Annotated in this window: 15 protein-coding genes; 11 read left to right on the forward strand and 4 right to left on the reverse strand. The window is 74.7% G+C overall.

The annotated features are described in order from the left end of the window. Nucleotides 1-12: 12 nt before the first annotated feature. Both ACIPN7_RS07415 and ACIPN7_RS07420 read right to left on the reverse strand, forming a co-directional pair. Nucleotides 13-1,614: a molybdopterin-dependent oxidoreductase gene (locus ACIPN7_RS07415; protein ID WP_400539565.1), complete on the reverse strand. Its 1,602-nt coding sequence runs from the start codon at nucleotides 1,612-1,614 to the stop codon at nucleotides 13-15. A 104-nt stretch (nucleotides 1,615-1,718) separates the two neighbouring features. After that, complete coding sequence (locus ACIPN7_RS07420) at nucleotides 1,719-2,522, reverse strand: SDR family oxidoreductase (RefSeq protein ID WP_400539567.1); 804 nt, start codon at nucleotides 2,520-2,522, stop codon at nucleotides 1,719-1,721. 238 nt (nucleotides 2,523-2,760) lie between these two features. On the opposite strand from ACIPN7_RS07420, the gene ACIPN7_RS07425 reads away from it, so the two are divergent. From ACIPN7_RS07425 to ACIPN7_RS07460, 8 genes are all read left to right on the forward strand, one after another. Further along, a complete protein-coding gene (locus tag ACIPN7_RS07425; RefSeq protein ID WP_400539570.1) occupies nucleotides 2,761-3,816 on the forward strand; it encodes a putative F420-0 ABC transporter substrate-binding protein in 1,056 nt (351 codons plus the stop codon). Beyond that, nucleotides 3,813-4,874: a putative F420-0 ABC transporter permease subunit gene (locus ACIPN7_RS07430; protein WP_400539573.1), complete on the forward strand. Its 1,062-nt coding sequence runs from the start codon at nucleotides 3,813-3,815 to the stop codon at nucleotides 4,872-4,874. Before ACIPN7_RS07425 ends, ACIPN7_RS07430 begins: the two co-directional genes overlap by 4 nt. A gap of 80 nt (nucleotides 4,875-4,954) precedes the next feature. Beyond that, nucleotides 4,955-5,725, forward strand: a complete 771-nt coding sequence (locus ACIPN7_RS07435; RefSeq protein WP_400540410.1) for an ATP-binding cassette domain-containing protein — start codon at nucleotides 4,955-4,957, stop codon at nucleotides 5,723-5,725. Nucleotides 5,726-5,783: 58 nt separating this feature from the next. Next, the gene (locus ACIPN7_RS07440; protein ID WP_400539575.1) at nucleotides 5,784-6,179 is read left to right on the forward strand and encodes a nitroreductase family deazaflavin-dependent oxidoreductase; all 396 of its coding nucleotides are present in this window, start codon (nucleotides 5,784-5,786) and stop codon (nucleotides 6,177-6,179) included. A gap of 91 nt (nucleotides 6,180-6,270) precedes the next feature. Then, the gene (locus ACIPN7_RS07445; RefSeq protein ID WP_400539577.1) at nucleotides 6,271-6,753 is read left to right on the forward strand and encodes a GNAT family N-acetyltransferase; all 483 of its coding nucleotides are present in this window, start codon (nucleotides 6,271-6,273) and stop codon (nucleotides 6,751-6,753) included. Nucleotides 6,754-6,772: 19 nt separating this feature from the next. After that, nucleotides 6,773-7,261 carry a GNAT family N-acetyltransferase gene (locus ACIPN7_RS07450; RefSeq protein ID WP_400539579.1) on the forward strand — a complete coding sequence of 163 codons (489 nt, stop codon included), beginning with the start codon at nucleotides 6,773-6,775 and terminating at the stop codon, nucleotides 7,259-7,261. A 106-nt stretch (nucleotides 7,262-7,367) separates the two neighbouring features. Continuing rightward, the gene (locus ACIPN7_RS07455; protein ID WP_400539582.1) at nucleotides 7,368-8,390 is read left to right on the forward strand and encodes a GNAT family N-acetyltransferase; all 1,023 of its coding nucleotides are present in this window, start codon (nucleotides 7,368-7,370) and stop codon (nucleotides 8,388-8,390) included. Then, entirely contained in the window at nucleotides 8,390-8,911 is a 522-nt protein-coding gene (locus tag ACIPN7_RS07460) for an alpha/beta fold hydrolase (protein WP_400539585.1), read from the forward strand. Before ACIPN7_RS07455 ends, ACIPN7_RS07460 begins: the two co-directional genes overlap by 1 nt. Before the next feature lie 42 nt (nucleotides 8,912-8,953). Here ACIPN7_RS07460 and ACIPN7_RS07465 read toward each other — a convergent pair whose 3' ends face one another. After that, nucleotides 8,954-9,751: an alpha/beta fold hydrolase gene (locus ACIPN7_RS07465; RefSeq protein ID WP_400539588.1), complete on the reverse strand. Its 798-nt coding sequence runs from the start codon at nucleotides 9,749-9,751 to the stop codon at nucleotides 8,954-8,956. 83 nt (nucleotides 9,752-9,834) lie between these two features. Here ACIPN7_RS07465 and ACIPN7_RS07470 point away from each other — a divergent pair, with 83 nt between their 5' ends. The 3 genes from ACIPN7_RS07470 to ACIPN7_RS07480 all read left to right on the forward strand — a co-directional run bounded on the left by ACIPN7_RS07470 (nucleotide 9,835) and on the right by ACIPN7_RS07480 (nucleotide 12,752). Next, nucleotides 9,835-11,421 (forward strand): hypothetical protein, encoded by a 1,587-nt coding sequence (locus tag ACIPN7_RS07470; RefSeq protein WP_400539591.1) that lies wholly within the window; start codon nucleotides 9,835-9,837, stop codon nucleotides 11,419-11,421. Between the two features lie 105 nt (nucleotides 11,422-11,526). Beyond that, nucleotides 11,527-12,168: a ClpP family protease gene (locus tag ACIPN7_RS07475; protein ID WP_400539592.1), complete on the forward strand. Its 642-nt coding sequence runs from the start codon at nucleotides 11,527-11,529 to the stop codon at nucleotides 12,166-12,168. After that, on the forward strand, nucleotides 12,165-12,752 hold the full coding sequence (locus ACIPN7_RS07480) for a ClpP family protease (RefSeq protein ID WP_400539595.1): 588 nt from the start codon (nucleotides 12,165-12,167) through the stop codon (nucleotides 12,750-12,752). The genes ACIPN7_RS07475 and ACIPN7_RS07480 overlap by 4 nt, the downstream gene beginning before the upstream one ends. A 62-nt stretch (nucleotides 12,753-12,814) precedes the next feature. Here the strand turns inward: ACIPN7_RS07480 and ACIPN7_RS07485 are convergent, their stop codons facing one another. Continuing rightward, nucleotides 12,815-13,189 (reverse strand): helix-turn-helix domain-containing protein, encoded by a 375-nt coding sequence (locus ACIPN7_RS07485; protein WP_400539598.1) that lies wholly within the window; start codon nucleotides 13,187-13,189, stop codon nucleotides 12,815-12,817. Nucleotides 13,190-13,264: the final 75 nt, after the last annotated feature.

Genomic DNA, 13,264 nt, shown 5'->3' on the forward strand with positions numbered 1-13,264 from the left:
CCCGGGCCGGGCTCAGCCCACCGAGACCGTCACGGTGTGCCAGCCCGTCGCGCCGTCGGGGGCGGGCGGCGCCTCGGCCTCGGTCTGGACCAGGCCGTCGGCGTCCGTGGCGCGCACCGCCAGCGTGTGGTTGCCCGCGGCCAGGTCGATCGAGGTGTGCCACTGGCGCCACGTGTCGGGACCGACCGTCTCGGCGAGCTCGGCGGTGACCCAGTCGCCGTCGTCGGCCCGGACCTCCACCTTGCCGATGCCCGTGTGCTGCGCCCAGGCGACGCCGGCCACGGTCACCGCGCCGGCCGGCGCGGAGCCGCGCGGCACGTCGATGCGCGACTCGATCTTGATCGGTCCCAGCGCGGACCAGCCGCGCGGCGTCCAGTAGCCCTGGTCGGCGTCGAAGGTGGTGACCTCCAGCGACGTGACCCACTTGGTGGCCGACACGTACCCGTACAGCCCGGGCACCACGAGCCGCGCGGGGAAGCCGTGCTCCACGGGCAGCGGCTCGCCGTTCATGCCGATCGCGAGCAGGCTGTCGCGGTCGGGGTCCTGCAGCACCTCCAGCGGCGTGCCGGCGGTGAAGCCGTCGTCGCTCCGGGAGAGCACCATGTCGGCGCCGGCGCGCGGCTTGGCGCGCTCCAGCAGCGCGCGGATCGGGTAGCCGAGCCACAGCGCGTTGCCGATGAGGTCGCCGCCCACGGTGTTGCTCACGCAGGCCAGCGTCACGTGGTGCTCCTCCAGCGGGAGCGCGAGGAGCTCGTCCCAGGTGATCGTGAACGGCTCCTCCACGAGGCCGTGGACCTGCAGCGACCAGTCCTTCGGGTCGACCTGCGGCACGATCAGCGCGGTGTCGATGCGGTAGAAGTCCGGGTTCGGCGTGACGTACGGGGTGAGGCCGTCGAGCTTCAGGTCGGCGCCCGCGGGCACCGCGGGCGCCGTCGTACGTGCGGTGGGCAGGCGGAGCTTCTCCCGCACGGCGCTCACCGCCGTCGAACCCGCCGAAAGCACGCGCGAGCCCACCAGCGCCAGCGCGGCCACGCCCACGGCGATGCCGGAGACGGTCAGGAACCCGCGGCGGTCCACCTCGCCGCCCGACGCCGCACCGCCGGCGCCCCCGCTGCCCGACGCCGTGCGCCGGGCCGGTACCGGGCGCAGCCGCGCCACGGCCGCCCGCAGCAGGAGCACCCCGGCGCCCAGCCCGACGATGCTGGGCAGCGCCCACAGCGGCGTCGCGTCCGGGCGCAGCACCGCGACCATGGCCCCGACCACGCCGACGGCGCCCATCAGCAGCGCGCCGAACGGCGGCCGGCGCAGCTCCAGCCAACCGGCGAGCGCCGCGCCCAGGGCGAGCACCACGCCCATCGTCCCGAGCAGGACGGCCTTGTCGTTGGTGCCGAACCATTGCACTGCGAAGTCCTTGAGCCAGCCGGGCACCGCGTCGACCACGGCGGCGCCGCCCGCGAAGAGCGTGCTCGCGCCGGGTGCGACGACGGCGGCGACGAGCTCCGCGACGGCGAGGCCCGCGCCTCCGGCGAGCACGCCCGCCAGCGCGGCCCAGCCCGTGTCGCCCGGGGTGCGGTTGGCCTGCGGGGCCACCGGGCTCTCGGTTGCCTGAGTCATGAGCTCAGCCTGGCACGGGTTGCTGTGCGGACCGAGCCCGGACGCGGATCATGACGATCTTGTAAGAACTCGCCCGGACCGGCCCTGGGACGTGCGGGCGGCGATCAGACCCCGGTGCCGCGCACGATCTTCGAGTTGTGCGCCTGCGCCCGCGGCCGCACGGTGACGAGGTCGATGTTGACGTGGTCGGGGCGGGACAGGGTCCAGGCGATGGTGTCGGCGATGTCGTCGGCCACCAGTGGCGTGTAGCCCTCGTAGACGGCGGCGGCCTTCGCGGCGTCGCCGCCGAACCGGACCAGCGAGAACTCCTCGGTCGCCACCGCGCCGGGGGCCACCTCGATGACGCGCACCGGCTCGCCCGCGATCTCCCAGCGCAGCGTCTGGGACAGCATGTGCTCGGCGTGCTTGGCACCCGTGTACCCGGCACCGCCCTCGTAGGCGCCCTGGGCGGCCGTCGAGGTCACGTTCACCACGTCGGCCACGCCCTTGGCGGCGCCCGCCGCCCGCAGCAGCGGGAGCACGGCCTTGGTCACGCGCAGCGTGCCGAGCACGTTGATCTCGTACATCTGCCGCCAGCCGTCGACGTCGGCGGCCTCCACGCGGTCCAGCCCGAGCGCGCCGCCCGCGTTGTTCACCACGGCGTCGAGCCCGCCGGTCGCGGCGAGGTGCTCCGCGAGCGCGGCGACGGCTGCGTCGTCGGTCACGTCGACGGCGTAGACCTCGCAGCCCGTCTCGGCCGCGAGCGCCTCCAGGCGGTCCACTCGCCGGGCCGCGGCCACGACGTCCCAGCCGTCGGCGCGCAGCCGGCGGGCGGTCGCGGCACCGATGCCCGACGACGCACCGGTCACCAGGGCGCGTCGGGTCGGCGTGGTCTCGGAACCGGTCTGCGGGGCGGTGCTGTCGCTCATGGCCGCACCCTAACGTCGGCGGCCGCTCGCCGTCGGCCGGGTCCGACGCCGAGAGCGAAAGCGCCCGGAACGCGCAGGTCGGCCGGTGTAATGTGGCGGCCGGGTCGCGGGCCACGCTTTGGCCCGCCGATGCGGCTCTCGTCGTGAGCCGCTTCCCCGCCCGGACGCGAGATGGCGCGTCGCTGTGCACCCATGGCACCCCAGCCATGGGCTGTTCGTCGACCCTTGGAGCCATCGCGTGAACCCCCGCCCTGCCGCCCGTGCGTCCCGTACGTCCCGTGCGTCCCGTTCGCATCGCCCGTCCGCACGGACCGTCGTCCTGCCCGCCGTCGTCGCCGCGGCGGCCCTCGCCCTCGCCGCCTGCTCGGCCACCGCGCCCGCTGCGGTGGACGCCGGGGGCGCGTCCCCGGCGTCGGCCGGATTCCCCGTCACCCTGGACAACTGCGGGTTCGAGACCGAGGTCACCGCGCCGCCGGAACGGGTGGTGACCATCAAGTCGTCCACCACGGAGATGCTGCTGGCGCTCGGCCTCGGCGACCGGATCGTCGGCTCGGCGTTCCTCGACGGGCCGGTGCCGGACTCCCTGGAGACCGTCCCCGCCGTGGAGGAGCCGTTCGCCGACGAGGCGCCCGGCTCCGAGGCCACGCTCGAGCTCGAGCCCGACCTGGTCTACGCCGGCTGGGAGTCCAACCTGACGGCGGAGACCGCGGGCGACCGCGAGACCCTCGCCAAGCTCGGCGTCGCCACGTACGTCTCCCCCGCCGCCTGCAAGGAGGACGGGTACATGCCGGACCCGCTCACCTTCGACACGGTGTTCGCGGAGATCGAGGAGGTCGGCTCCCTGTTCGACGCCGACGACGCCGCGGCCGCCCTCGTCGAGGAGCAGCGGGCGACCCTGGACGCGATCGAGCCCGACGACCGCGGCCTGACGGCGCTGTGGTGGTCCTCGGGCGACGACACCCCGTACGTCGGCGCGGGCATCGGCGCGCCCCAGATGATCATGGAGGCGGCTGGGCTGACCAACGTCGCGGCCGACGTCCACGACACCTGGACGTCGCTCGGCTGGGAGAACGTGGTCGAGGCCGACCCCGACGTGATCGTCCTGGTCGACGCCGCGTGGAACCCGGCGGACGCGAAGATCGAGGCGCTGGGGTCCAACCCGGCCACCCGCGAGATGTCCGCGGTCAAGGACGGGCGGTACGTCGTGCTGCCCTTCCCGGCGACCGAGGCCGGCGTGCGGAACGTCGACGCCGTGGCCTCGGTGGTGGACCAGCTGGCGGACCTCGACCGGTGAGCGGTCCCGTGCCGGACGGGCCGAGCCGACCCGTCGTGTCCCCGCGGCCGGGTGGCTGGCTCGCCCTGCCCGCCGCGGCGCTCGTCCTCGTGCTGAGCGTCGGCGTGGCGGTGACGATCGGCCCGGCGGACCTGGCCCTGTCCGAGGTCGGCCGGTCGCTCGCGACGCATCTCGGGCTCGGCGGGCCGCTCGGGCTGGAGCCGCTGTCCGCGCTGCGCGACGGCATGGTGTGGCAGCTCCGGATGCCCCGCATCCTGACGGCTGCGGCCGTCGGCGCGGGCCTGGCGGTCTGCGGCGCGGTGATGCAGTCACTGACCCGCAACCCGCTCGCCGACCCGTACCTGCTGGGGCTGTCCTCGGGCGCGTCGCTGGGCGCCGTCCTGGTGCTGCTGGCGGGCGTCCCGCTGCTGCTGCCGGTCGCGGCGTTCGCCGGCGCGGTCGGCGCGCTCGCCCTGGCGCTCACCCTGGCCGGGGCGCTCGGCACGATCACGCCCACGCGCACCGTGCTGGCAGGACTGGCGATCAGCCAGCTCTGCGCGGCGGCCGTGTCGTTCGTGATCTTCTGGTCGGCCAAAGGCGACGCGTTCCGTGAGGTGCTGTCGTGGCTGATGGGGTCGGTCGCGTCCGCGACCTGGACGTCGGTCGCGATCGCCGGCGGCGCCGTCCTGGTGCTCGGCACGCTGCTCGCGCTGACCGGGTCCGTGCTGGACGCGTTCACGTTCGGCGACACCGCGGCCGCCGCCCTGGGCGTGCCCGTGAACCGGGCCCGGTGGATCCTGCTGATCGGCGTGGCGCTGCTGACCGGCGCGCTCGTGTCGCAGAGCGGGTCCATCGGGTTCGTCGGGCTGATCCTGCCGCACGCGGTGCGGCTGTTCACGGGGGCGCGGCACCGCCTGCTGCTGCCGCTGTCCGCGCTGGCCGGCGCGTCGTTCCTGGTCTGGGCCGACACGCTGGCCCGCACGGTGTTCGAGCCGCGCGAGCTGCCGGTCGGCATCGTCACCGCGGCGATCGGCGCCCCGGTCTTCGCGTTCCTCCTGTGGAAGGGAAACCAGCGGTGAGTGCTGGGTATCTGTCGGGCACGGACCCCCTGACCCCGCAGCCGGCCCGCACCCAACGGGTGGGGCTGGCAGCCGAGGGGGTGTTCTGGGAGATCTCGTCGCGGGCGATCCTGGACGACGTCGGGGTGGTCGCCCCGGCCGGCGCCGTCACCGGGCTGCTCGGCCCGAACGGGTCCGGCAAGTCGACCCTGCTGCGCGTGCTGGCCGGGGTACAGCAGGCGGGGCGCACGCCGTCGTCCGCCGGGCCGGCCACCACGTTCGACGGCGCTGACCTGGCCGCGCTGCCCCGGCGCGAGCGCGCCCGTGTGCTCGCCCTCGTGGAGCAGGACGCCACGACCGACCTGCCGCTGACCGTGCTCGACGCCGTGCTGCTCGGCCGCATCCCCCACCGCTCGCTGCTGGCGGGCGACTCCGACGCGGACCGGGCGGCCGCGCGGGCGGCCCTCGACGCCGCGGGCGCCAAGGAGCTCGCGGACCGCGAGGTCGGCACGCTGTCGGGCGGCGAGCGCCAGCGCGTGCACATGGCCCGGGCCCTGGCGCAGCAGCCCCGCCTGCTGCTGCTCGACGAGCCGACCAACCACCTGGACATCTCGGCCCAGCTGGACGCGATGCGGGTGCTGCGCGACCTCGCGGCGGACGGCGTGACCGTCGTCGCCGCCCTGCACGACCTCAACCTCGCCGCCTCGACCTGCGACCACCTGGTGCTGCTCGACCACGGCCGGGTGGTCGCGGCGGGCCCCGTCGCCGAGGTGCTGGTCCCGGAGGTGCTGGAGCCGGTCTACGGCGTCCGGGTGGACGTGCTGCGCCACCCGCGGACGGGCCGGCCGGTGCTCTCCTTCGAGCGCGGCTGACGCATCCGGCCGCGTCCTGGGGCTGACGGATGCGCGGACCTGTTCCATGATGGGAGCCATGGCCGCACCAGAGTTCGTCGTCCAGGCAGGCAAGGTTCTCAACCCGTGGGTGCTCCGCGTCGCCGGACGCATCCCGCCGTGGGTGGTGCTGCACCACGTGGGCCGCCGCTCCGGGGTGGAGTACCGCACTCCCCTGGTCGCGTTCGCGGCCCGGCCCGGGGAGGAAGTCCTGGCGGTGCTGCCGCTGCCGTGGGGCTCGGGCACCGACTGGGCCCGCAACACGATGAGCGCCGGAACCGTGCGCCTGACGCGCGGCGGGGCCGACTTCGTGGTCAAGGACGTGCGGCTCGTGCCCGCGTACGAGGCCGTCGGCTGGCTCGGGGCGGTGCCGTCGCGGCTCCTGTCGGCGGTCGGCATCGAGGAGTGCCTGGTGGGGACCCTGCACAAGGGCTGACGCCCAGGTCAGGCCAGGTTTCCGGCCGGACAGCGGCCGGGTGGTGGCCGCGTGTCACCGGGCACCCCGGCGCGGGAGTATGTTTCGCGTCGTGATCTTGCGCACAGCCACGCTGTCCGACGCCGCCGCGGTCGCCCAGGTGCACCACACCACCTGGGTCACGACCTACGGGGCGATCCTCCCGCCCGAGTTCTGGGCCACGGCCACGCTCGAGCGCCGCATCACGACGTGGGAGCGGTGGCTGTCGAACGGCGCGGCGCCCGTGGTCGCCGACGCCGACGGCGAGGTGGTCGGCATCGCGATGGCCGGCGACGCCGTCGAGCAGGAGGACGTGCTGCCCGTGCGCGCCCGGCAGCTCTACCTGCTCTACGTGCTGGCGGCCTACCACGGGACCGGCGTCGGGCAGGCGCTGCTGGACGCCGTGGTGCCGCCCGGTACCCCGGCCCAGCTCTGGGTCGCCGAGGACAACCCGCGGGCGCGGCGCTTCTACGAGCGCAACGGCTTCGTCCTGGAGGGCGCGCGGGTGGTCGACACCAGCACCGCTGACCTGGCCGAGGTCAGGATGGTCAGGTAGTCGGGTTACCGTTCCCCTCATGTCAGACTTCCACGTCCGCGCCTCGACCCCCGACGACGCCGTCGGCATCGCCGCCGTGCACTGGACCACCCGGCGCGCCATGTTCGAGGACCTCCTGCCGCCCGAGCACTGGAACACCGAGACCCTCGGCACCCGCACCGAGGGCTGGATGCGGATCCTGGCCGCCGGCAACAAGGCGCTCGTCGCCGAGGTGGGCGACAAGATCGTCGGCTTCGCGATGAAGAACCCGTCCGGCCCGCACCTCGGGCAGCCCCCGGCCAAGCCGATCGAGCTGCACGAGCTGTACGTCGACCCGGCCTTCCACGGCACCAACGTGGGCCACGCGCTGCTGGAGAACATCCTCCCGCCCGGCACGTCGGCCCAGGTCTGGACGTTCGCGTCCAACCCGCGGGCACGCAAGTTCCTGCAGCGGGCCGGCTTCCTGCCCGACGGCGTCACCGCGACGGACCCGGACACGGACCTGCTGGAGGTCCGCCTCGTCCGCTGAGCGCTGACCCGCGGCCGGGACTGGTCGGCAGTTCGCGGGTGGTCGGCACGGGGGCCAGCCCGGGAATGAGGTCGATCCGGGGCGGGGCGCGTGCCAGGATTCCCGGATGACCAGCGCCTACAGCGTCGAGCTGTTCGATGATCCGGCGGCCGTCCTGGACGTCGCGGGCGACCTGCTGGCCGCCCAGCCCGTGGTCTGGAGCGTCGTCGCGTCGGTGACGCGCCAGGCCGCCCGGTCGTTCACCCCCGGCGGGCCGCGCCCGGAGCACCCGATGTGGTGGGCCGTCGTGCGGGAGCGGGGTGTCGCAGTCGCCGTGTCGATGCGGACGATGCCGCACGCGCCTCACACCGTCTGGGTGCCCGACCTGCCGGAGGAGGCCGCGCGGCTGCTCGCCCGGGCCGCCCTGGACCGGACGGCCCGCGCGGGCGACGCCCCGCTGACCTCGGCGAACGGCCCCGTGGCCGCCGTCCGCGCGTTCACTGACGAGGTGCTGCGGACCACCGGCGGCACCGTGCGCGAGGACCGGCCGGAGCGGCTGTGGGAGGCGACGCGGATCGTGCGGCCCGACCCGCCGCCGTCGGGCCACGCCCGGCTCGCCACGCTCGCCGACCTGGACGTGGTCACCGCGTGGTTCGACGTGTTCCACACGGAGGCCGACGCCCAGGCGGGCCGCGCGCCCGACGAGGACGCGGAGCCGCTGCGGATCGGCGGCGCCCGGGAGCGGATCGAGGACGGCGACGTCTGGCTCTGGGACGTCGACGGCGAGGTGGTACAACTGACCGGCGCCCGGCCGCCGTCGTTCGGCGTGGTGCGGATCGGCCCCGTCTACACCCCGCGCGAGCACCGCGGGCGCGGCTACGCCCGGGCGCTCGTGGCCGACGTCGCGCAGCGCGTGCTCGACGACGGCGACCGGGTCTGTCTCTACACCGACCGGGGCAACCCGGTGTCGAACCGCGTGTACGCGGCGATCGGGTTCGAGCCGGTGCTCGACCAGGTCAACCTGGCCGTCGACCAGGTCGTGCGGCCGGGCCAGGCGGTAGCGTCCGCGCCGGGGGCCACGCCGGACACCACGCCAGAGACCGCCCCGGAACGGACGCCGCCGTCCGTTCCCGCGACGAAGGAGAGCTGATGGGACGCAGGGCGATCATCTTCCACGGGACCAACGCCGACCCGGCGTGGATCTGGTACCCGTGGCTCGCGGACAAGCTGCGGCAGCGCGGGTACGACGTCGAGACGCCCCACCACCCGGGGACCAACGTCGAGCCGGTGGCGACGTTCCTGCCCACGGTGCTGGCCGCGCACACGTTCGACGAGAACACCGTGCTCGTGGGGCACTCCGGCGGGGCCGCCCTGCTGCTCGCGCTCCTGGAGCACCTCGACGTGACGGTGGCGCAGGCGGTGCTGGTGGGCGGCTACTCGACCAACCCGAACCCCGGCCCCGAGCCGGTGCTGCAGGAGTCCTACGACTGGGACGCGATTCGCGCGCACGTCCGGGACCTGGTGTTCCTCAACTCCGTGACCGACGAGTTCGGCTGCGACGCCGAGCAGGGCCGGGCGATGTTCGACCGGCTCGGCGGCACGCTCGTGGTGCGCGACGACGGGCACTTCACCGCGGACACCCTGGAGATCGCGGACCGGCTGATCCCCTGACGCGGCGACCGGCCCGGCGGCGCCTGACACCGACCAGAGCGGCTACCCGGCCAGGAACCCCAGCAGGCCGCGGTCGAAGGCCGCGGGCTGCTCGATGTTCGCGGCGTGGCCGTCCCGCGCGATGACCGCTGCCCGCCCGCGGGGCGCGAGCTGGGCCGCCGCTGCAGCGTGGCCGGGGGGCCAGAGCTCGCTCTCGGCGCCCGCCACGAACAGGGCGGGTACGTCGCACCGTTCGATCACCGGCCGCCAGTCGGCCCGGGCGTGGTCGGCGAGAACCTCCAGCTCCGGGTCGGTGATGGTGCGGGAGCCGCCGGCCAGCGCCCGCAGCAGGCGCACGGTGCGCATCCCGCGTGCCCACACAGACCTGCCGTGCCCGGTGGGCGGCGGGCCGGCCGCGAAGTACGTGTCGCGGTTCGACTCGTCGTAGCCGTAGTACCCGTACGGCCAGTCGGCGGTGTTGAGCATCTTCGGCGTCTGGTCCACGATCACGACGCTGCGCAGGCGCGCCGTGCCGTGCTCGTCCACGTACGCCCACACGGTGTTGCCGCCCATCGACCCGCCCACCAGGGTCACGTCGTGCAGGTCGAGCTGCTCCAGCACCGCCCCGACGTCGCGGGCACGCCGCCGCATCGTGGTGCCGGGCGCCATCGGCTCGGTGGCGCCGTGCCCCGGCAGGTCGACGGCGAGCACGCGGTAGCCCGCCCGCGCCAGTGCGGGGAGCTGGAACCGCCAGGAGGTGGCGGCCGCCCTGAACCCCGCGAGCAGCACCACCGGTCTGCCGTCGGCGGGACCCCGCTCGGTGAGGTCGAGCCGGACGCCGTCAGCGGTGCGCAGGTGCATGCGGCCACAGTAGCCAGGGCCGGCGGCGGACCGCCCTGCGAGACGGTCGGCCACCGGCGGGCCGCCGCGACATACTGGCGGCGATGCGACCCGAACGGCTCACTCTCCATGCCCGTGACCTGACGACACGCTCCCTGGACTGGATGGACCAGCAGTGGGACCCCGCAGCAGGGCTGCTGCGAGCGCCCGAGGAACCCGGCGGCGGCCACGGCGCGCCGGTGGGGCACCTGGTCCGCGAGACCGGCTGGTACGCCGTCGGCCTGCTCGCGCGGAACCTGCCCGCCCGGGACGACGCGGAGGCCGACGCCGAACGCGCCCGGCACGCCCTGGGCCGGGTGCTGGACCATCAGCTCGACGCCCCGGGGACGCCGTTTCACGGCACCTGGCTGCGCAGCCCGCACGAGCCGCTCCCGACGGCGGACTCCGTCGCGTGGCGCGACTACGACCCGAACTGGCGCGAGTTCATCGGCACGACCCTGGTGGTCGTGGCCAACGAGTTCCCCGAGGCCCTGGCGGGTGACCTGGGCCCACGCGTCCAGGCCGCGCTGCGGCTGGCCGTCGAGGGGTCGCTCGCGCGCGGCGTCGGCGCGCACTACACGAACATCGCGCTGATGGCGGCATTCCTGCTGCAGGACGCCGCCGTCCGCCTGGGCGAACCCGCCTGGGAGGCGCCGGCGCTGCGGCTCGCCGAGCAGGTGCTGGCCCGGTTCCGGGTGGACGGCACGTTCGACGAGTACAACTCGCCCACCTACTACGGCATCGACCTGTACGCGCTGGCGCTGTGGCGCCGGTACGCGCACCAGCCCCTGCTGCGCGACGGCGGCGCGGAGATGGAGGCGGTCCTCTGGCAGGACACCGCGCGGCGGTACCACGCGGGCCTGCGCAACCTCGCCGGCCCCTACGACCGCAGCTACGGCATGGACCTGCGGCACTACGCCTCGGGGATCGGGCTGTGGATCTGGGCGGCCGTCGGGCGCGACCTGGCGCCGTTCCCCGAGACCGAACGGCCGTTCCGGCACGCGTGGGACCTGGCGCTCGGCCCCGTGGTCGCGGTCCTGGGCGCCGAGGTGCCGGACGACGCCCTGGCGCACCTGACAGGGTTCCGCGGCGAGCGGCAGGTGGACCAGGTGATCGTGCGCGACCCGCTCCGGGTCGCCACCTCATGGGTCGGCGAGCGCCTGCTGGTCGGCGCGGAGGACGTCGGGGGCGAGCGCGGGAACCTGGCCGACCAGTTCCACCCGGCGACGGTGCACTGGCTGGTTGACGGTGGCGCTGGTGCAGGCGGCGCTGCCGCCGACGCGGGCTGGATCCGGCTGGTCTGCGACCTGGCCGTCGACGCCCGGGCCGACGGGCCGTCACTGACACTGACCTGCGCGCGGCACGACGGCGGGGACCTCGCGTTCGCGTTCCACGTCCGGGTCCCGGAGGCCGACCTGGGCGGCCGCTCGGCGCGCGACCTGGTCACAGACGGTGTCCCCTTCGCTGATCTGACGGCCGAGCGCTGGGCGCTGCCCGGCCTTGAGGTCACGCTGGACACGGCCGCCGAGCTGGTCGCCGTCGAGCCCGACGCCACGGACAACACCTGGTGGCTGCGCTACGTGGCCCGCGCCGTTCCCGCCGGTCGGCCCGTGCGGTTCCGGATCGGCCTGCGCGCCGACCGCCTGGGCTGACGAGTCTCGCCGTCGTCCGGCGCCGACGGGCCTCGCTGCTCTGAGCAGTGCTGCTCACGGCAGATCCGCCTCCCCGGGGCCGGCCCGGGGAGGCACGGTGAGGTCATGACCGAATCACCGCAGCCCCCGCAGTTCGGCGAGCGCTCCCGGCGCGACCTGTTCGAGCGGCGTGTCCTGGTCCTGGACGGATCGCTCGACGACGACAACGGCACGCTTCTGATGACACAGCTCATCACGCTGGCGACGGAGGACCCGTCGTCGGACATCGACCTCTGGATCCACTCGCCCGGCGGGTCGGTGCCGGCGATGCTCGCCATCCGCGACATCATGCGGACCATTCCCAACGACGTCTCCACGCTCGTGCTGGGCATCGCCTACAGCGCGGGCCAGTTCCTGCTCTCGGCGGGCACGCACGGCAAGCGCCGCGCGCTGCCCAACGCCCGGGTGCTGATGCACCAGGGGTCCGCCGGGATCGCGGGCACCGCCGTCGACATCGAGCTGCAGGCGGACGACCTGCGGCACACTCGCGACACCATTCTGCGGCTGGTCTCCGAGGACACCGGGCAGCCGGTCGAGCGGGTCTTCGAGGACTCGCTGCACGACCACTGGTACACCGCCGAGGAGGCGCGGGAGTTCGGGTTCATCGACACGATCGTGGGCGGCTTCGACGGCATCCGGCCGCGGGAGCGCGCCCGGACCGGGTTCGCCGCGACCGTCGGAACGGCCACCGAGGGGGATGCCCGATGAGCAGCTACACCATCCCGAACGTCATCGCCGCGCACCCGCGGGGCGAGCGGATCATGGACGTCTACTCGCAGCTCCTCAGCGAGCGGATCATCTACCTGGGCACCGCGATCGACGCCGGTGTGGCCAACGCCCTGATCGCCCAGCTCATCCACCTGGAGTCGAGCAGCCCGGACAGCGACATCCAGCTCTACATCAACTGCGAGGGCGGCGACCCGAGCGCCGGCATGGCCATCTACGACACCATGCGGTACATCCGGCCGCAGGTGTCGACCACCGTCGTGGGGCAGGCCGTCGCCGTCGGCGCCGTGCTGCTCGCCGCGGGGGCCGAGGGCAAGCGGGCCGCGCTGCCGCACGCCCGCGTCATCCTCCACCAGCCCGCGGCGCAGGGCCGCGGGGCGATCCCGGACCTGATCCTGCAGGCCGACGAGGTGGTGCGCATCCGTGCCGACATGGAGGCGGCGCTCTCCCGGCACACCGGGCAGAGCCTCGGCACGCTGCGTACCGACACCGACCGGGACCGCATCTTCACGGCGGGCGCCGCGCGCGAGTACGGCCTGCTGGACCACGTGATCGAGCAGCGCTGACCTGGCCGTGGTCCGGGCCTGGTCGCGGTGGCGATCAGGCCCGGACGCCCGGTCGGCGGGGCCTACGCCGCCAGCGCGAAGGCCGCCTGGCAGGTCGGCTGCCCCCAGGCGTCCCGAACGGTGACCAGCCGATCGGCGACGGCGCTGACCAGGTCGACCAGCGTGACGTCCAGCGCCCCGGTGATCGCCGCGATCATCTCGCTCGACGGCTCCTTGACCCCGCGCTCGATCTCCGAGAGGTACTGCGGCGAGATCCCGGCCCGGCGCGCCGTCTGGTCGAGGGTCTCGCCGCGCACGTGCCGCAGGTGCCGCAGGCGTTCGCCGAGCATGTGCCGCAACAGCGGCTCACGGCCCGTCCGGGTCGACGGCGGCGGGGGCCCGGTCTCCTCGGGCGCCCCGTCATGGGCTGTGGGCTGTGGCGGGGCGGTATCGGCCATGCCTCCGAGGGTAGGGCCGCCCGGCCGGCCGGTCCTGGGGTTCTGCTCAGAGCAGCGGGCGACCGGGACGTCGCA

The organism is Promicromonospora sp. NPDC090134 (assembly GCF_044746965.1).
GTDB lineage: Bacteria > Actinomycetota > Actinomycetes > Actinomycetales > Cellulomonadaceae > Promicromonospora.

Bases quoted from the DNA above. Each gene is read 5' to 3' on its own strand.
- ACIPN7_RS07455 (WP_400539582.1), top strand. From the start codon at position 7,368: ATGACCAGCGCCTACAGCGTCGAGCTGTTCGATGATCCGGCGGCCGTC.
- ACIPN7_RS07475 (WP_400539592.1), top strand. From the start codon at position 11,527: ATGACCGAATCACCGCAGCCCCCGCAGTTCGGCGAGCGCTCCCGGCGC.
- ACIPN7_RS07440 (WP_400539575.1), top strand. From the start codon at position 5,784: ATGGCCGCACCAGAGTTCGTCGTCCAGGCAGGCAAGGTTCTCAACCCG.
- ACIPN7_RS07460 (WP_400539585.1), top strand. From the start codon at position 8,390: ATGGGACGCAGGGCGATCATCTTCCACGGGACCAACGCCGACCCGGCG.
- ACIPN7_RS07420 (WP_400539567.1), bottom strand. From the start codon at position 2,522: ATGAGCGACAGCACCGCCCCGCAGACCGGTTCCGAGACCACGCCGACC.
- ACIPN7_RS07415 (WP_400539565.1), bottom strand. From the start codon at position 1,614: ATGACTCAGGCAACCGAGAGCCCGGTGGCCCCGCAGGCCAACCGCACC.
- ACIPN7_RS07465 (WP_400539588.1), bottom strand. From the start codon at position 9,751: ATGCACCTGCGCACCGCTGACGGCGTCCGGCTCGACCTCACCGAGCGG.
- ACIPN7_RS07480 (WP_400539595.1), top strand. From the start codon at position 12,165: ATGAGCAGCTACACCATCCCGAACGTCATCGCCGCGCACCCGCGGGGC.
- ACIPN7_RS07470 (WP_400539591.1), top strand. From the start codon at position 9,835: ATGCGACCCGAACGGCTCACTCTCCATGCCCGTGACCTGACGACACGC.
- ACIPN7_RS07485 (WP_400539598.1), bottom strand. From the start codon at position 13,189: ATGGCCGATACCGCCCCGCCACAGCCCACAGCCCATGACGGGGCGCCC.
- ACIPN7_RS07450 (WP_400539579.1), top strand. From the start codon at position 6,773: ATGTCAGACTTCCACGTCCGCGCCTCGACCCCCGACGACGCCGTCGGC.